We start from the raw sequence: 17,112 nt of genomic DNA, 5'->3' as shown, positions 1-17,112 counted from the left end.
TGATGTTCAGCCGATGGACTCGCCGGTGCGGTCGCGCAGCCAGACGAGCGGGATCAGCGAAATGGCGCAGGCAGCCGCGACATACCAGGCGGGTGCGAGCGGATTACCTGTGCGCGCAACGATCCAGCTTGCCACAAGTGGCGAAAATCCGCCGAAGATCGAGGCGCTTACGACATAGGTCAGCGCGATGCCGGTGGCGCGCACTTCACGCGGGAAGAGTTCGGGGATCATCACGAGCACCGGCACGACCTGCCCCGCCACGAACACGGAGAGGAAAGCGGAAACCGCGCAGAGCAGCGCCATCGAAGGCGCGGCGGAAAGCCATGCGAACGCCGGGTACACGCTCAGCAGCAGCACGATACGCGAGATCACAAGCACGCGCTTGCGGGTGTAGCGGTCGGCGAGCTTGCCCACGAGCGGTGCGGCGACGAACAGCACGAGCGAGCTGACCACGCCCGACGTGACGGCCGCCGTGGACGAAAGATGCAACACGCGCACGGCGTGGTTCGGCAGAAAGAACGCCGTGATGTAGATGGAGACCGAACCGCCGAGTTCGGCGAAGGTGCCGAGTATCGTGAGCTTGAGATGCGTGGTGAGCGCCGCCTTCAACGCGCCGCTGCGTTGGCCGCTATGCGCAGGCGCGGCGCTCAGCGTTTCTTCGAGGCGGCGGCGAATCAACATGCCCACCGGCGCGGCCACGATGCCCACGAGGAACGGAATGCGCCAGCCCCAGCTATCGACCGCTTCCTTGGGCAGCAGCACATTGACGAGCGTGGCGACCACCGCGCCGAGCGCGAGGCCCAGCGCCGTCGCCGCGAAGTTCCAGCTTGCGAAGAACGCGCGCGTGTTGTCGCTTGCATATTCCACGAGCAGCGTGGTGCCGGGGCCAAACTCTCCGCCCGCCGCAAAGCCCTGGATCAGACGCGCCGCAAGCACGATGAGCGGCGCGGCGATGCCCGCCACCGCGTACGGCGGCGCGCAGGCGATCAGCGCGCAGCTCAGCGCCATCAACATGATGGTGAGCACCATGGCGCGCTTGCGCCCGGCGCGGTCCGCATAGGCGCCGATGACGATCCCGCCGAGCGGACGCACGACGAAGCCCACGCCGAAGAGGCCAATGGAAAGCAGGAACTGGTTGACCGACGACGCGGAAGGAAAGAACAGCTTGCCGATCTGGATCGCGAAGAAGCTGTAGATCGTGAAGTCGTAGTACTCGAGCGCCGTGCCTAGCGTGGTGGCGGCAATGACCTGGCCCTTCGAAAGGCCGGCTTTTCCCAGTGCAATTGAGGCCACGACGCTGCTCCTTCAAAAGGGAGTCGAGATGCGAGTTATCATATACGAGAAAAAAACATTTCTCGTATACGACAAAACCCGTAACCGGGAACCGTCCCTTCTATGGCAAAGAGCGCAGCACGAAATACCGCAACCGAGCCTGACAAGCATGCGCAGGCGACAACGGAGATCGATCACGCTGCCGTTGGCGCGCGTCTGCGCGAGGCGCGCAAGGCGCGCGGGCTGACATTGATGCAGCTATCGGAACTGTCCGGCATCGCCGTCTCGACGATTTCGAAGGCCGAGCGCGGCGACATTGCGCTTACCTATGACAAATTTGCGGCGCTGGCGCACGCGCTGAACGTCGACTTCGACACGATTTTCGGGCGCAGGAAGCGCAAGGCGGTCGGCCCGATGAAGCCGTCGCTCACGCGCGCGGGCAAGCAGATGATTTACGACACGCCGAACTACGAGTACGGCATGATCGCCAACGACCTCACGGGCAAACGCATGGTGCCGATGCGCGGACGCATCCACGCCCGCGCGATGGAGGCGTTTCCCGATTACATCCGCCACAGTGGCGAGGAGTTTCTGTTCCTGCTGGGCGGGGAGTTGGAACTGCATTTTGAAAACGGCACTGTCTTCAAGCTGACGCCAGGCGACAGCCTCTACTTCGACAGCGCCGTGGGGCATGTATATCTCAGCACGGGGGCCGAGGATGCCGAGGTGCTGGTCTGTTGCGTTGACAACGACTCACACAGACTGCCTGAAACGCTCTGAGCGAACGCTCGCAAGCGTGACGCCGCCGCTTTTGAGCAGCGGCGTCACGTCGCTCATCGACCGAGCATCGGCAGCTTGAGACCCGCCTCGCGCGCGGTTTGCTGCGCGAGTTCGTAGCCAGCATCTGCATGGCGCATCACGCCCGTGGCCGGATCGTTGTGCAGCACGCGGCCAAGACGCTCGTGCGCCGCCTGCGTACCGTCCGCGACGATCACCACGCCCGAGTGCTGCGAGAAGCCCATGCCCACGCCGCCACCGTGATGCAGCGAGACCCACGATGCACCGCCCGCCGTGTTCAGCAGCGCGTTGAGCAGCGGCCAGTCGCTCACCGCGTCCGAGCCGTCCTTCATCGATTCCGTTTCGCGGTTCGGGCTGGCCACCGAGCCGGTGTCGAGGTGGTCGCGGCCGATCACGATCGGCGCCTTCAGTTCGCCATTCTTGACCATTTCGTTGAACGCCTGGCCCAGACGATAGCGATCCTTCACGCCCACCCAGCAGATCCGCGCCGGCAGGCCCTGGAACGCAATGCGCTCACGCGCCATGTCGAGCCAGTTGTGCAGGTGCGGATCGTCGGGAATCAGTTCCTTGACCTTGGCATCCGTCTTGTAGATATCCTCGGGATCGCCCGAGAGCGCCACCCAGCGGAACGGGCCCTTGCCCTCGCAGAACAGCGGACGGATATACGCGGGCACGAAGCCCGGGAAATCGAATGCGTTTTCCACGCCCATTTCCAGCGCCATCTGGCGGATGTTGTTGCCGTAGTCGAGCGTGGCCGCGCCACGTTCCTGCAGCGTGAGCATCGCGCGCACCTGTTCGGCCATCGATTCCTTCGCGACCTTCACGATGGTTTCGGGCGCAACCTTCTGCGCTTCGCGCCATTGCTCGACCGTCCAGCCCTGCGGCAGATAGCCGTTGATCGGGTCGTGCGCGCTCGTCTGGTCGGTCACGCAGTCGGGCGTGATGCCGCGCTTCACGAACTCGGCGAACACATCGGCTGCGTTGCCGAGCAGACCCACGGATACCGGCTTGCCCGTCTTCTTCGCTTCCTCGATGATGGCCAGCGCCTCGTCGATGGTCTTGGCCTTGCGGTCCACGTAGCGCGTCTTCAGGCGGAAGTCGATGCGCGTCTCGTCGCATTCCACCGCGATCATCGAGAAGCCCGCCATCGTCGCCGCGAGCGGCTGCGCGCCGCCCATACCGCCGAGGCCGCCCGTGAGAATCCAGCGGCCCTTCGGGTCGCCGTTGAAGTGCTGGTTCGCCACCGAATAGAACGTTTCGTACGTGCCCTGCACGATGCCCTGCGAGCCGATATAGATCCAGCTGCCCGCCGTCATCTGGCCGTACATCATGAGGCCCTTGCGGTCCAACTCGTGGAAGTGTTCCCACGTGGCCCAGTGCGGCACGAGGTTCGAGTTCGCGAGCAGCACGCGCGGTGCGTCGGCATGCGTGCGGAACACGCCCACGGGCTTGCCCGACTGGATCAGCAGCGTTTCGTCTTCGTTCAGGTCCTTCAGCGAAGCGAGGATCTGGTCGAAGCACTCCCAGTTGCGCGCGGCGCGGCCAATGCCGCCGTACACCACGAGCGCATGCGGATGCTCGGCGACTTCCGGGTCCAGATTATTCTGGATCATCCGGTAGGCGGCTTCGGCCAGCCAGGTCTTGCAGACCTTCTCCGCGCCGCGCGGCGCGCGGATCGTGCGGGTCGGGTCGAGGCGGGGATCGGTGAAGTTCGGGTGGTTCATAACGTCTTCGTCTCGGATGTTATTCAGGAATGCTGTTTTTATTCAGGCTCTAGCGCTTATTGCTCGGACTCGAACGTCAGCGGGCTGTGCTTGGCGATCGCGCCGTTCTGCACGAGCTTTGCCATCGCGGCGATGTCCGGCGCGAAGTAGCGGTCGAGGTCGTAATGCGGGACTTCGGCGCGCACCGACTGCATGACGTGCGCGAGCGCCGGGCTCGTGTGGTGCGGCGCGCGCAGGTCCACGCCCTGGGCTGCGGCGAGCAGTTCGATCGCGAGGATGTTGGCCGTGTTGTCGGCGATGTCGGCGAGCTTGCGCGCGGCGAACGTCGCCATCGAAACGTGGTCTTCCTGGTTTGCCGAAGTCGGCAGCGAATCGACCGAAGCCGGATGCGCCAGCGTCTTGTTTTCCGAAGCCAGTGCGGCAGCGGTGACGTGCGCAATCATGAAGCCCGAGTTCACGCCACCGTCCTTCACGAGGAAAGGCGGCAGGCCCGAAAGCGTCGCGTCGATGAGCAGCGCGATGCGGCGCTCGGCCAGTGCGCCGATTTCGGCTGCGGCCAGCGCGAGATTGTCGGCGGCGAACGCCACCGGTTCCGCGTGGAAGTTGCCGCCCGACAGCACTTCATTCGTTTCCGGGAAGATCAGCGGATTGTCCGACACCGCGTTCGCTTCGATGAGCAGCACCTGCGCTGCGTGACGCATCTGGTCGAGACACGCGCCCATCACCTGCGGCTGGCAGCGCAGCGAGTACGGGTCCTGGACCTTGCCGCAGTCGCGGTGCGAGAGGTTGATCGCCGAGCCTTCGAGCAGCGTGCGATAGGCCGCTGCCGCCTCGATCTGCCCGCGATGGCCGCGCAGTTCGTGAATGCGCGCGTCGAATGGCTTCACCGAACCGGCTGCCGCATCCACGCAGAGCGCGCCAGCAACGAGCGCCGTGCGATACAGGTCTTCGATTGCGAACATGTTGTAGATGGCGAGCGCCGTGGAAGCCTGCGTGCCGTTGAGCAGCGCGAGACCTTCCTTGGCCTGCAGCGCGAGCGGCTTGAGGCCGACGAGACGCAAGCCTTCTACTGCGCTCATACGCTCGCCCTTCGCAAACACATCGCCCACGCCAAGCAGCACACAGGACATATGCGCGAGCGGCGCGAGGTCGCCCGAGGCGCCCACGGAACCCTTCACCGGAATCACCGGCAGCACGTCGGCGTTGAACAGCGTGATGAGCGTGTCCATCACTTCGCGGCGGATGCCCGAATGGCCGCGGCCCAGGCTGGACAGCTTCAGCGCCATCAAGAGGCGCACGACCGGACGCGACATCGGCTCGCCCACGCCCACGGCATGCGACAGCACCAGATTGCGCTGCAGCAGTTCGAGCTGCTCACGCGGAATATGCGTGCTCGCCAGACGCCCGAAGCCCGTGTTGATGCCATAGGCGGGCTCGCCCTTCGCCGTGATCTCCGCAACGGCGCGTGCGCCTGCGTCGATGCCCGCGAAGCTGGCCGGATCGAGTTCGAGCTTCACGCCCCCATTTTCATCGGCACGCGCGATCTGGCGCAGTTGGGGCAGGGTCAGGTGGCCGGGAGTGAGTTTGATGTTCATTGCGGTGTCAAAGTTGTCTGGACAAGGTGGAATCAGATTACCGAACCAAGCTTGTCTATACAAGTTCAATCTGCTCCACGTATACCCGAATTCGCACTTCCTGACGCCTGAATTACGCCATCTTTCGATTGCGGCACAGTGGAATCCCCAGGTGATAACACCGATTGCCGGTCTTTTCGACACATCGATAATTGTATAGACAACTTGGCGAGCCGAACCTCCCGTACCTGACCGGGCACACGCCAACCATTCTTATCGGAGACTTCATGAAGAAACTTGCCTTGTGTGTCGCCCTCGCCCTTGCCGCCGGCGGCGCGTACGCGAAAGACTGGTCCACCATCCGCTTCGGCACCGACGCGAGCTACGCGCCGTTCGAATCGAAGGCGACGGATGGCAAGCTGGTCGGTTTCGACATCGACCTCGGCAACGAAATCTGCCGCCGCCTGAACGCAAAGTGCGTGTGGGTCGAGCAGGACTTCGACGGCATGATTCCGGGCCTCAAGGCCAAGAAGTTCGACGGCGCGCTTTCCGCGCTCACGATCACCCCGCAGCGCGAGCAGCAGATCGCCTTCTCGGCCAAGCTCTTCAACACGCCTACGCGCCTCGTCGCGAAGCAGGGTTCGCCGCTGCAACCGACCATCGCTTCGCTGCAGGGCAAGACCGTGGGTGTCGAGCAAGGCTCGATTCAGGAAACCTATGCGAAGCAGAACTGGGCGCCCAAGGGCATCAACGTGATTCCCTATCAGAACCAGGACCAGGTCTATCTGGATCTGCAGTCGGGCCGCCTCGACGCCGCACTGCAAGACGAAGTGCAGGCCAATCTCGGCTTCCTGAAGACGCCGCGCGGCGCGGGCTTCGCGTTCGCGGGTTCGGAAATCCCCACCGGCGCCGCCGCTATCGGTCTGCGCAAGGAAGACGCCGATCTCAAGGCGAAGATCGACAAGACGATCGCCGACATGATCAAGGACGGCACGTACAAGAAGATCGAGTCGAAGTATTTCGACTTCGACGTGTACGGCGGCTAAGCACCACCGTCTTCACCTGCAACAACAAAGGGGAGCGCTGCTTCCCTGCGCAGTTCTCCTGCGCAGCTTTCCCGATAAAGGACACATTTCCATGGTCTTTCAAGGCTTCGGCCCGCTGCTCCTCGCGGGCACGTGGGAAACCATCAAGCTCGCGGTGCTCTCGCTCGGCGCCGCGTTTCTGCTCGGGCTTGCGGGCGCGGCCGCCAAGCTCTCGCCCAACCGCGTGCTCTCGCGCATCGGCACGGCGTACACCACGCTCATTCGCGCGGTGCCCGACCTCGTGCTCATGCTGCTGCTGTTCTACAGCATCCAGATCTGGCTCAACGACGCGACCGACATGATGGGCATGGACCAGATCGACATCGACCCGTTCGTGGCCGGCGTCATCACGCTCGGCTTCATTTACGGCGCGTATTTCACCGAGACCTTCCGCGGCGCGTTTCTCGCCGTACCGCGCGGGCAGATCGAAGCGGGCTTCGCCTACGGCATGAGTTCCACGCGCGTGTTCACGCGCATCCTGTTCCCGCAGATGATGCGTTTCGCGCTGCCCGGCATCGGCAATAACTGGCAGGTGCTCGTGAAGGCCACGGCGCTCGTTTCGATCATCGGTCTCGCCGACGTGGTGAAAGCCGCGCAGGACGCTGGCAAGGCCACCCAGTCGTTCTTCTTCTTCACGCTCGTGACCGGCGCGGTCTATCTCGCCATCACGACGGTTTCCAATCTGGCATTGCACCGCCTCGAAAAGCGCTATTCGACCGGTGTGCGGAGGGCAGCGCTGTGATCGAACTGCTTCGTCAATACTGGCCCAACTATCTGTACAGCGACGGCTTCAACATCAGCGGCCTCGCCATCACGCTCTGGCTACTGGTCGTGTCGATCGTGGCGGGCTTCCTGCTCGCCGTGCCGCTCGCCATTGCGCGCGCGTCGCGCAATCCGTGGCTTTCGCGGCCGGTTTGGGTCTACACGTATGTGTTCCGCGGCACGCCGCTCTATGTGCAACTGCTGCTGTGCTACACCGGCCTGTACAGCCTGCACTTCGTGCATTCGAATCCGGTTCTTGGCGACTTCTTTCGCAGTGCCATGAATTGCACGCTGCTGGCGTTTGCATTGAACGAGTGCGCCTACGCCACCGAAATCTTCGCAGGGGCGATTCGCGAGACCACGTATGGCGAGATCGAAGCGGCTCAGGCGTATGGCATGTCGAAGACCAAGGTCTACACGCGCATCATCCTGCCTTCCGCGCTGCGCCGCGCCCTGCCCTCGTACAGCAACGAAGTCATCCTGATGCTGCATGCGACGACGCTCGCTTTCACCGCGACCGTGCCCGACATTCTGAAAGTGGCGCGCGACGCGAATTCCGCCACCTATATGACGTTCCAGGCGTACGGCATCGCGGCGGCGCTCTATGCGTCCATCGTCTTCGCCCTGATCTGGGGCTTCCGCCGCCTCGAAACACGTGTGCTGGCTTATCTGAAGCCGCAAGGCCACTAAGAATTTCACGCAGTCCTGATGGAGTGAACCGAGTATGTACAAGCTGATTGTCGACGACCTGCACAAGAAGTTCGGCGAGAACGAGGTTTTGAAGGGCGTATCGCTCAAGGCAAAGGCTGGCGACGTGATCAGCCTGATCGGGTCGAGCGGTTCGGGAAAGAGCACGTTCCTGCGTTGCATTAACTTTCTCGAATCGCCCTGCTCGGGTCGTATCACGCTCAATGGCGAGGAAATCCGCACGAGCGCCGACCGCGGGGGTTCGCTGCGCGTGAGCGATCCGAAGCAGCTCCAGAAAATGCGTACGCGCCTTTCGATGGTCTTTCAGCACTTCAATCTCTGGGCGCACATGACCGTGCTCGAGAACATCATCGAGGCGCCGGTTAGCGTGCTCGGCCTGAGCCGCAGCGAAGCCGAGGCCCGTGCGCGCAAGTACCTCGACAAGGTCGGCCTCGCAGCCGGTGTCGAGAACAAGTATCCCTCGCACCTTTCCGGCGGCCAGCAGCAGCGCGTGGCGATTGCGCGCGCACTCGCCATGGAGCCCGAAGTGATGCTGTTCGACGAGCCCACCTCCGCGCTCGACCCCGAACTCGTGGGCGAAGTGCTCAAGGTCATGCAAAAGCTCGCGGAGGAAGGCCGCACGATGATCGTCGTCACGCACGAAATGGGCTTCGCGCGCAACGTTTCGAATCACGTGGTGTTTCTGCACAAGGGGAAGATCGAAGAGCAAGGCGACCCCAAGGAGGTGCTCAATGCGCCGCGCAGCGAGCGGCTGCAGCAGTTCCTGGCGGGCCGCTTGAAATAAGGTCGTGGCGGGGCGTCATTTCACGCCCCGCCCGCGCATCGGGGGGCCATGCCGAACGATGCGCCGGCATCGATGTGGGGCTCCGGTTACACGCCTTGTGTGCGCCAGGCCACATTTGCGCAATTGGGCAGCGCTATAGTGAAAGCGTGAACGGGAGCGACGCGCAACGCCCGCCTCCGCGCCCCGCATCAGGCTATCCCCGGACGCCCGCGCCGTTCCATCGCGTCAAAGCAAGGCAGTAATCCGGCTTTTCAGGAGACCTCCCATGAAAATGCTGCTTGCCCTCCTGCTCATCATTCCCGCTACGGCTTTTGCAGACGCAGCGGCCTTCCCCGACGGTTCCGCGAGCCCCAGTGCGGCCGACATCCAGCAACGCCTCTCAGGCAAGGCGTTCGACATCAAGATCGCCGACGGCAGCACGTGGCATGTGCAATACGGCAATAACGGCGACTACGACTTCAAGTCGAGCAAAGGCTTTGCCGACCACGGCGACTGGAAAGCCGAAGACGGCAAGATCTGCAGCAAGGGCACCAAGATGCCTTATTCGTGCAACGAAGTGCGCATGAAAGGCGCCGACCTGTACCTCAAGCGCGACAACGGCGAGATCATCCAGTTCGTCGAATCGCAGTGAGCGACGCCTGGCAGGCCCAATCAATCGAAAGCCAATCGTCGGCGCTCGATTGATTGGGCCTAAACTACCGGCATGCCGCCCACTTCAGACGAACGCATGCCAGCTAGCGCAGCCCTCGACGCCCGTGCCCCCACCGTCAACCACGCGCACGCCGAAGCCCTTCAGGACCCGGCTCTGCTGCGCCGTTTATTGCGCGCGAAAGACCGCATGGACGCCGCCTCCCACGAGGCCTGGCCCGTCAAGCGCCTGGCCGAGGTGAGCGGTGTATCCGAAGCGCATTTCGCGCGCTCCTTCAAGCGCGCTTTCGGCCTCCCGCCGCATCGCTATCTGCTCACGCGGCGCATCGAGCAGGCCACCACCCTGCTGCGCGACACCGATCTGGACATTACCGATATCGCCTTCGCCACTGGCTGGGAGAGTCTTGGCACCTTTGGCCGCACGTTTCGCGACGTCACCGGATCGAGCCCCAGCGCCATGCGCGATCAGGCGCGGGCCAATCTGGCCGAGATCGACAGGGTGCCCGCCTGCGTGCTGAAAGCGGCGCAGCGCCCCGATCTCACCACAGCAGTTTTGGAGAAGCGCCGGCGCGCGGGCAAAGCTAAAGTGCAGCCCTGAGGTACGGTCAATAACCAGGGAGGTGTCATGAATCAAGGTATCAATGTGGTGGGGCTGTATGTGGACGACCAGGACGAGGCGCTCAAGTTTTACGTCGACAAGCTGGGATTCCGTGTGCATACCGATGTACGCAATGGCGCATACCGCTGGCTCACGGTCCAGCACCCGGAGCAGCCCTCGTTCCAGCTCGGGCTCTTCCTGCCCGGCCCGCCCGTTCACGATGAGGCCACCGCGCAAACGCTGCGCGCCATGGTCGCCAAGGGCGCGATGCCGCCGCTCGTCCTGGCTGTGGCGGACTGCCGCGCCAGCTACGAGCGCCTGAAGGGCCTGGGCGTGGAATTCACCCAGGAGCCGATCGACCGCTACGGCAGCGTCGACGCTGGTTTTCGCGACCCCGCCGGCAACGGCTGGAAAATGATTCAGGCGCCTAAGTAGTCACCCAGGCGGCCGTAGAGGCTATGCACGCGCGGCGCTGAAGGCGACGCATTCGGCCGCGTCTTCGAAATGCTCCCGGCTTTCGGCGATTTCCTGATAGTCGATCTCGCCGTCGAGCATGACGTATTCGTGTATGCGCAGGCCCGCGCACAGGATCACCTCGATATTGCGATCCGTTGCCGGAAACACGGCCTGTGGCTTGCCCTGCTGGGTAATCACCAGAAGCTGGCTGCCCAGCCGGTCCTTCATGAATAGCGTCTGCGTGACCCGCGAGGTTTGCACGCGCGTACGATCGCCAATCAGGTCCAGATACGTTTCACTGATGTTCTTGAACATTGTTGCCTCCATTTAGGCGCTGCCTGCTGCTGGCTTTCAGTTCGATGACAAATCAACTATAGTGCCGAAGCGACCCGTTCGCTGGCGACATCCTGTCGCAAGCGAGCGCTTAATGGAGCGCACCCGTCTTCAGATCATTGACACGTTTGCGCTATTCGTGCGCAGCGAACGGCGCGTGGCCGTCCATCCAGTCGTACTGGCTGGTCGGCGTCGCCCACGCCCAGTTCGACGGCGAACGCGCCGCCGCGCTGCGGCTTGCGCGTTCTGCGCCGCTACGCGGCGCAGCGCCCGTCGCGCGATCCTCGGTGCTCGTCTCGTGGCTTTCCGCGATGATGTCTTTCATTTCGTCCCGCTCCAAAGAATTTAGACCCGCATGCAGCTGCCGGCGGTTTGCGCGGCGTGATCGGCATGCTTTTCGATGTGAGCGAACGATACGGCAATCCAGCGAAGCGCTTTTCGCTTCAAATGCCATTCTTTTAGGCTTCGGCGCCACCGGGCGTTAACGCCAGGCCCAGCCGGGCCCGGCCAGGCCGGGCCCGCCACGAAACGGCATGGCGTCTCGCGGCGGCACAAGATGACAATTCAATGACCATTTGAGTGCCTGAAGACCCGGCACGCACGAAGGCGGCGGTCAGGGCGTGGCGTCCCAGCCGTGTGACGCGAGGACCTTGTCGAGCAGAAAGCGCAGCGCCACGCGCTCGGCCTCGTTCAGCCCGTGGTAAAGGTCGCTGTCGCGCTTGTCCAATGTCGGGCCGATCTTTTTGAAAATCTTGCGGCCTTCGGCGGTGAGCGAAATGATGACGCTGCGCCCGTCCTTGTCGTTGCCCGTGCGCGCGAGGATCTCTTTCAGGAGCATGGCTTCGACCGTGCGGCTCGCCTGGCTCTTGTCGAGGTTGGCGCGCCGCGAGATGTCCATCACGGTTTGCGGGCCGAACGTGCCGATCGCGGCGATGATGCTCGCCTCCGGATACGGTACACCCAGCTTGTCGCGCGACATCTCACTGCTCATGCGATCGGCGATCTTGGTCAATGCCTTCAGCCGATAAGTCAGCGAGGCGTCTGCGCCTGGCTCATTCGTGCTTGCCATATGCCCACTCGAGAATTGGATCCGGAAACCCGGCAAAGAAACCCGCGTATGTTGCACCGATCCCGCCCGCGAGGTCAACCGTGCGGGAACCACGAGGGGACTGCGAGGCGACCGCTGGGTCACTTTGGAGCAACTATGCGGCAACTGCCGTGCGCCGGCGCACTGTGCGCATCATTAAGGTGCGTGCACCGTGCGAAGGCGCCATACCCGGTGTCCTCGCGCATACGCAATTTCATCACTCGCTTTGATCCTGGCCGCTTATACTGCACGCGTTCAACGCGCGCGAAGATGGCCATGAGCAAACGAATGACTGTCCGGCACTCGCCGGTGCACGGAAAAGGCGTCTATGCGTTGCGGCACCTGCGGGCCGGCGAGCGCATCTTCGAATACAAAGGCAAGATCATGAGCTGGCGCAGCGCGGCCCGGCGTTATCGTCTGCGTGAAGACGGCGCGCATACGTTTCTCTTCGGCCTTTCCGATGGCCGCGTGATCGACGGCGGCCAGGGCGGCAACTGGGCGCGCTGGCTCAATCACGCGTGCCAGGCGAACTGCGAGACCATCGAAATTAACGGCCACGTATTCATCGACGCGTGCCGCGACATTCTGCCAGGCGAAGAGCTCTTCATCGACTACGCGCTCGAACTGCCCGACGACGCCTGCGAAGACAGCATGCGCGAATACACCTGCCGCTGCGGCGCGCTGGCGTGCCGCGGGACGATGCTCGCCGGCGCCGGTGTCAGCCCGGACGCCGGCGTTAGCATCGTCAGCGTGATGAGCCTGCTTTAGGCTTCACGTCGATCAAAACCGGTGCCGCATGCCGATCGCGACAACCGTCTGCTGATTCGTCGACGAAGGCGACTGCCCGCTGATATCCGCACCCAGACCCGACCCATCCGCGCTGATGTGCTGGTAGCTTGCCTGCGCATAGACGTCGGTGCGCTTCGACAGGAAGTAGTCGGCCTGCACCGAGACCTCGTGCCAGCGCGGGTGATACTCGCCGCCTGAACTCGAAAGCGCGCCCTGCGTGTACGTGTACGCGCCGTTCAGACTGAATTGCGGCGTGAACATATAGCTCGCGTTCACCTCGTAGTTGCTGAAGCTCGCACCCTGCCCGTTCTGCACGAGGCCGAGGCTGTTCGCGCCATTGATCGTGTCGAGGCCGCCCAGTTGCGAGCGGGTCCACACAAAGCCGAAGCGCGCATTGCGTGTGACGTAGTTCACGCCCGCGCCATAGGTGCGCTGCTGGGCCGCGATGAAGGTTCGGTCGGTGAGCGTGAGCGCGCCGTTCGTGTTGCTGCTGCCGCCGTTGTTCGCCTGCAGGTAGCCCGCGCCGAACTCGAATCCGCCGAAATCGTACGACGCGCCGAAACTATAGAGGCGATTGTCAGCAAAGCCGCCCGCTTCGTTCGAGAAGCCGTAGAGCGCGCCAAACTTCGCGCCGCCGTAGTTCGCGCTCGCGTACTTGACCGCGTTGTTCACGCGGAACGAGTTGTTGAGGTTGTCGTTGTCGTACGGGTGAGCCGAGAGATTGTTGCCGCCCGGATGACGCCCCGTGAAGCTGAGCGGCGCGAGATAGTCGACCACGGAGTCATACTGGCGGCCCAGCGTGAGCGCGCCGTAGCGATTGTTTTCGAGTCCCGCGTACGCCTGGTAGCCGAACATGCGGCCGCCCTGGCGCAGCGTGCCGTTCGTGACGCTAAAGCCGCTCTCAAGACGGAAGATGGCCCGCGTGCCGCCGCCCAGGTCTTCGCTGCCGGTCACGCCCCAGTGACTGCCCGTAACGTTGCCGCTGCCGGCCGCGAAGAGGCTATGGCCGCCAGCGTTGCTGTTGTACGAGAGACCGGCGTCGATCACGCCGTACAGCGTCACACTGCTTTGCGCGTGGGCCCCGCATGCATAGGCCGCGGTCAAGGCAGCGGCGACGAGCGTCTTTTTCATTGTTTTTTCCTTCGAGTTGTCACGAGTTTGACTTGAGGCTTGCGCCGCGCAGCGCGCAAACCGGCCCCGCATTCGCGCTGGGCGAATGCGGTCCGGTGTCGTGAAGACACGCGCTGAAACGGCGGATAGAACGGGCTGGCTACGCTGCGCTAGCGGCAGTTGGCGATGCCCTGTTGACCGGCGAGACCGTCGATCAGAACTTGAAGCTGTCCGCGCGAGCACGGCTCGATGCGCGCGCGAACGCTGAATACTTCAGCGAGGCTTTCGGCCGTGACGACCTCGGCCGGTGCGCCAAGGCGCGCAATGCGCCCCCGGTGCAGCAGCATCGCGCGGTCGCACGAACGCACGGCCGCGTTGATGTCGTGGAGCACAACCACGGTGACGATCGCGCGCTCGCGAGTCACGTCGCGCAGCACCTGCATCACCTGGAACTGATGATTGAGGTCGAGCGCGGAGCACGGCTCGTCGAGCAGCAGCACCTGCGGATCGCGCACCAGCGCCTGGGCAATCCCCACCAACTGGCGCTGCCCGCCCGAGAGTTCGTCGAGCGAGCGGCCCGCGAGCGCGGCAATGCCAAGCCGCTCGAGCACCGCATGCGCGTGCGCGATTTGGGTGGAAGATGCGCCGCGCTGCAATGCCGGATCGCGTCCCGCACGCGCGGCCACCACGACCGACTCCAGCACGCCCAGGCGCACGCCGGCCGGCAACGCCTGCGGCAGATACACCACGCTATGCGAACGCGCGCCAGAAACGGTGAGCTTGAGCGGCGCGCCATCGAGCGAAAGCGACCCGCTATGTGGCGCGTTCAGGCCCGCCAGCGTGCGCAGCAAGGTGGATTTGCCGCTGCCGTTCGGCCCGAGCAGCGCCGTGATCTCGCCGCGCGCGAGCGGCCCGGCGCTCAATTCGCTCAGCACTTCGCGCTTGCCGTAGCGCACCGAAAGCGCGTGAATCGACAGTCCGCTCATTGCGACATCCCCTGCGAGCGCACGACGATGCCGAGAAAGAGCGGAATGCCCACGAGCGCCGTGACGATCCCCACGGGAATGAGCACGCCAGGCACGAGCAGCTTCGAGGCGATGGAGGCGAGCGAGAGCATCAGCGCGCCGAGCAGCAGGCTGCCCGGCAGGTAGAAGCGATGATCCTCGCCGAACAGCGTGCGCGCGATATGCGGCGCAATCAGCCCGACAAAGCCGATGGTCCCGACGAACGACACGGCCAGCGCCGAAAGCGCCGACACGCGCAGCAGCGTGCCCAGGCGCAGGCGCCGCACGTCGATGCCGAAGCTCGCCGCGCGCTCTTCGCCCAGGCGCAGCGCGGTGAGCGTCCACGCGTTGCGCATCGAAAACGGCAGGGCCAGCGCGAGCGCTGCCGTGAGCACGCCGATCTTCGGCCAGTCGGCGCGAGCGAGCGAACCGAGCGTCCAGAACACGAGGCCTTGCAGCGCGTCGGCGGAAGCGATGAACTGCATCAGCTCGACGAGCGCATGAAACGAGAACACGAGCGCGATGCCCATGAGCACGACGCCCGCCGTGCTCATGCCGCGCCAGCGCGCGACGAAATCGAGCAGCAGCGCCGAGGCGAACGCGAACACGAATGCGTTGGCCGAGACGATCCACGTTTGCGCGACGCCTGGAATCGCCACGTCGAGCACGATGGCGAGCGACGCGCCGAAAGCCGCCGCCGCCGAAACGCCCAGCGTATAGGGGCTCGCGAGCGGATTGTTGAGGATCGTCTGCATCTCCGCGCCCGAAATGCCGAGCGAGGCGCCGACCACGAGTGCCATGACCGCATACGGCAAGCGGATCTGCCAGACGATCACGCTATTGGCGGGGTCGGCAGATGCGGGCACGAAGATCGTGCGCAGCAAAGTCGCAATGGGCAGGCCCGAAGGGCCCGAGCTGAGGTCGAACAGCAGTGAGGCGACGATCAGCAACGCGACCGCGACGAGGCACAGCGCGCGGCGCCGCGTGAGGCGCGCGTAGGCGCGCATCTGCAGCGTTGCATCGGGCGTCGCGTCCGCCGGCTGCGCGGCCTCTGCGGCGAGGCGCATGCCATTCATCGCGCGGCCTGCTGCGCTGGCGCATCGACCCACTCCGTGCCCGTATCGGGAATCGCGAGGAAGCGGCGATACAGCTCGCGCTCGGTCGCATGCACATCGAGCGTGCTGAACTGCTGCGGATAGAACCACTTCGCAAACGCCTCGATCGCGACGATGTTGTACGGCGAGTCGTAATAGTTGTGCGAGATGCCATGCACGCGGCCATCGTGAATCGCCTTGATGGCGTTAAAGCCTGGGCGCGCGGCCAGTTGCGCGAGGCTCGCGTCGGCGTCGTGCTCGCTCGTGAGCGCGCCTACGCGCAACGAAGCGAGGCCGGGCTTCGTGCGGCTGCCCGTGGCGATATACACATCGGGCTGCGCGGCGATCACCTGCTCCATGCTGATGTCGCCGAGCACGCCGGGCAACAGGCCCGCCGCGATGTTGCGGCCGCCCGCGGCATCCACGAATTCGCCGAAATTGCCCTTGCCCGCCGTGTGGCAGCAGCCGGCATCCCACACGCCCGCCAGCATGTCCACGAACACCTTCGGGCGCTGCGACTCGGGAATCGCGTTCACCACTTGCTGCACGCGCGCGAGATGCTGCTGGTAGAACTGGATGTAGGCATCGGCTTCCTTCTCGCGATGCAGCACCTCGCCGAGCAGCTTGATGCTCGGCAGCGTGTTCTGCATGGGGTGCACGCGGAAGTCGACGAACACCACGGTCGTGCCGGTCGCTTCGAGCTGCTTCACGAGCGCGTTGTAGCGGCTCGGGCCATGGCCCGCCACGCTGAAGATCGCCACGTCGGGCTTGAGCGCGAGCGCCTTCTCGTCGCTGATGCTGTCCTCAGTCGCCTTGCCGATCAGCGGAATCTGGCGGATTTCCGGGAAGCGTTGCGCGTAGGCGTCGTAAGTCTGCGGATCCATGGTCGGCAGGTCGCCCTGCCAGCCCACGATGCGCGCGAGCGGCTTCTGGCCCTCGAGCAGCGCGACCGCCGAAAGCAGGCGGCTTTCGCCAAGCAGGATGCGATGCGGCTCGGCGGGCACCTTGATCGTGCGGCCCGCGAGGTCGGTCACGACGAGCGGCGCCTGAGCGGTTTGCGTGGCGGCTGCTGGCGTGGCGGCTTGCGCAACCGCGCTGCCGCTCAAGGCGATGGCGGCAGCGGTCGCAGCCATGACGGCGCCCCGCTGCGCCGCGTTGGTCAAGCCGGGGATCAATCGAAAGGTCAACATGATATATTCAGTAAATGCGAACGATTGCTATTTGCGGGTGCAACTTTAACGGCCGCTTGTAATGGCGATGTGTTGAAACCGGCCGTTTTGTAATGG

Annotated in this window: 19 protein-coding genes; 9 read left to right on the top strand and 10 right to left on the bottom strand. The window is 64.1% G+C overall.

Features of this window, described 5'->3' with window-relative positions:
• Positions 1-6: 6 nt before the first annotated feature.
• The gene (locus VSR72_RS01650) at positions 7-1,293 is read right to left on the bottom strand and encodes an MFS transporter (protein ID WP_342950661.1); all 1,287 of its coding nucleotides are present in this window, start codon (positions 1,291-1,293) and stop codon (positions 7-9) included.
• 102 nt (positions 1,294-1,395) lie between these two features.
• On the opposite strand from VSR72_RS01650, the gene VSR72_RS01645 reads away from it, so the two are divergent.
• Positions 1,396-2,052 carry an XRE family transcriptional regulator gene (locus tag VSR72_RS01645; RefSeq protein ID WP_342950660.1) on the top strand — a complete coding sequence of 219 codons (657 nt, stop codon included), beginning with the start codon at positions 1,396-1,398 and terminating at the stop codon, positions 2,050-2,052.
• Between the two features lie 53 nt (positions 2,053-2,105).
• On the opposite strand, the gene hutU is transcribed toward VSR72_RS01645, so the two are convergent.
• Together hutU and hutH are read right to left on the bottom strand one after the other, a co-directional pair.
• Positions 2,106-3,794 carry a urocanate hydratase gene (hutU, locus tag VSR72_RS01640; RefSeq protein ID WP_342950659.1) on the bottom strand — a complete coding sequence of 563 codons (1,689 nt, stop codon included), beginning with the start codon at positions 3,792-3,794 and terminating at the stop codon, positions 2,106-2,108.
• A 56-nt stretch (positions 3,795-3,850) separates the two neighbouring features.
• Positions 3,851-5,389 carry a histidine ammonia-lyase gene (gene hutH / locus VSR72_RS01635; protein ID WP_342950658.1) on the bottom strand — a complete coding sequence of 513 codons (1,539 nt, stop codon included), beginning with the start codon at positions 5,387-5,389 and terminating at the stop codon, positions 3,851-3,853.
• 266 nt (positions 5,390-5,655) lie between these two features.
• On the opposite strand from hutH, the gene VSR72_RS01630 reads away from it, so the two are divergent.
• The 7 genes from VSR72_RS01630 to VSR72_RS01600 all read left to right on the top strand — a co-directional run bounded on the left by VSR72_RS01630 (position 5,656) and on the right by VSR72_RS01600 (position 10,388).
• On the top strand, positions 5,656-6,414 hold the full coding sequence (locus VSR72_RS01630; protein ID WP_342950657.1) for an ABC transporter substrate-binding protein: 759 nt from the start codon (positions 5,656-5,658) through the stop codon (positions 6,412-6,414).
• A 91-nt stretch (positions 6,415-6,505) separates the two neighbouring features.
• Positions 6,506-7,195, top strand: coding sequence for an ABC transporter permease (locus VSR72_RS01625; protein WP_342950656.1), 690 nt, complete (start codon positions 6,506-6,508; stop codon positions 7,193-7,195).
• A complete protein-coding gene (locus tag VSR72_RS01620) occupies positions 7,192-7,905 on the top strand; it encodes an ABC transporter permease (RefSeq protein WP_342950655.1) in 714 nt (237 codons plus the stop codon). The genes VSR72_RS01625 and VSR72_RS01620 overlap by 4 nt, the downstream gene beginning before the upstream one ends.
• A gap of 34 nt (positions 7,906-7,939) precedes the next feature.
• On the top strand, positions 7,940-8,707 hold the full coding sequence (locus tag VSR72_RS01615; RefSeq protein ID WP_342950654.1) for an ABC transporter ATP-binding protein: 768 nt from the start codon (positions 7,940-7,942) through the stop codon (positions 8,705-8,707).
• A gap of 265 nt (positions 8,708-8,972) precedes the next feature.
• Positions 8,973-9,338 carry a hypothetical protein gene (locus VSR72_RS01610; RefSeq protein WP_342950653.1) on the top strand — a complete coding sequence of 122 codons (366 nt, stop codon included), beginning with the start codon at positions 8,973-8,975 and terminating at the stop codon, positions 9,336-9,338.
• A gap of 96 nt (positions 9,339-9,434) precedes the next feature.
• Complete coding sequence (locus tag VSR72_RS01605) at positions 9,435-9,953, top strand: AraC family transcriptional regulator (RefSeq protein WP_342950652.1); 519 nt, start codon at positions 9,435-9,437, stop codon at positions 9,951-9,953.
• Positions 9,954-9,980: 27 nt separating this feature from the next.
• Positions 9,981-10,388 carry a VOC family protein gene (locus VSR72_RS01600; protein WP_342950651.1) on the top strand — a complete coding sequence of 136 codons (408 nt, stop codon included), beginning with the start codon at positions 9,981-9,983 and terminating at the stop codon, positions 10,386-10,388.
• Between the two features lie 21 nt (positions 10,389-10,409).
• Here VSR72_RS01600 and VSR72_RS01595 read toward each other — a convergent pair whose 3' ends face one another.
• The 3 genes from VSR72_RS01595 to VSR72_RS01585 form a co-directional block, all read right to left on the bottom strand.
• On the bottom strand, positions 10,410-10,724 hold the full coding sequence (locus VSR72_RS01595) for a hypothetical protein (RefSeq protein WP_342950650.1): 315 nt from the start codon (positions 10,722-10,724) through the stop codon (positions 10,410-10,412).
• 151 nt (positions 10,725-10,875) lie between these two features.
• On the bottom strand, positions 10,876-11,067 hold the full coding sequence (locus VSR72_RS01590; protein WP_342950649.1) for a hypothetical protein: 192 nt from the start codon (positions 11,065-11,067) through the stop codon (positions 10,876-10,878).
• Positions 11,068-11,355: 288 nt separating this feature from the next.
• Positions 11,356-11,811, bottom strand: coding sequence for a MarR family transcriptional regulator (locus tag VSR72_RS01585; protein ID WP_342950648.1), 456 nt, complete (start codon positions 11,809-11,811; stop codon positions 11,356-11,358).
• A gap of 294 nt (positions 11,812-12,105) precedes the next feature.
• Between VSR72_RS01585 and VSR72_RS01580 the strand changes: the two genes are divergently transcribed.
• Positions 12,106-12,597 (top strand): SET domain-containing protein, encoded by a 492-nt coding sequence (locus tag VSR72_RS01580; protein WP_342950647.1) that lies wholly within the window; start codon positions 12,106-12,108, stop codon positions 12,595-12,597.
• Positions 12,598-12,609: 12 nt separating this feature from the next.
• Here the strand turns inward: VSR72_RS01580 and VSR72_RS01575 are convergent, their stop codons facing one another.
• From VSR72_RS01575 to VSR72_RS01560, 4 genes are all read right to left on the bottom strand, one after another.
• Entirely contained in the window at positions 12,610-13,749 is a 1,140-nt protein-coding gene (locus tag VSR72_RS01575) for a porin (RefSeq protein WP_342950646.1), read from the bottom strand.
• A 149-nt stretch (positions 13,750-13,898) separates the two neighbouring features.
• Positions 13,899-14,714, bottom strand: coding sequence for an ABC transporter ATP-binding protein (locus VSR72_RS01570; protein WP_342950645.1), 816 nt, complete (start codon positions 14,712-14,714; stop codon positions 13,899-13,901).
• Positions 14,711-15,799, bottom strand: coding sequence for an iron ABC transporter permease (locus VSR72_RS01565; protein WP_342950992.1), 1,089 nt, complete (start codon positions 15,797-15,799; stop codon positions 14,711-14,713). Before VSR72_RS01565 ends, VSR72_RS01570 begins: the two co-directional genes overlap by 4 nt.
• Before the next feature lie 5 nt (positions 15,800-15,804).
• Positions 15,805-16,959, bottom strand: coding sequence for an ABC transporter substrate-binding protein (locus tag VSR72_RS01560; RefSeq protein WP_342950644.1), 1,155 nt, complete (start codon positions 16,957-16,959; stop codon positions 15,805-15,807).
• Positions 16,960-17,112 lie beyond the last annotated feature (153 nt).

Source organism: Paraburkholderia sp. JHI869 (assembly GCF_038900775.1).
Taxonomy (GTDB): Bacteria; Pseudomonadota; Gammaproteobacteria; order Burkholderiales; family Burkholderiaceae; genus Paraburkholderia.
The sequence above is the reverse complement of the archived record's forward strand: the minus strand, read 5'-3'. Positions and strand labels throughout refer to the sequence as shown.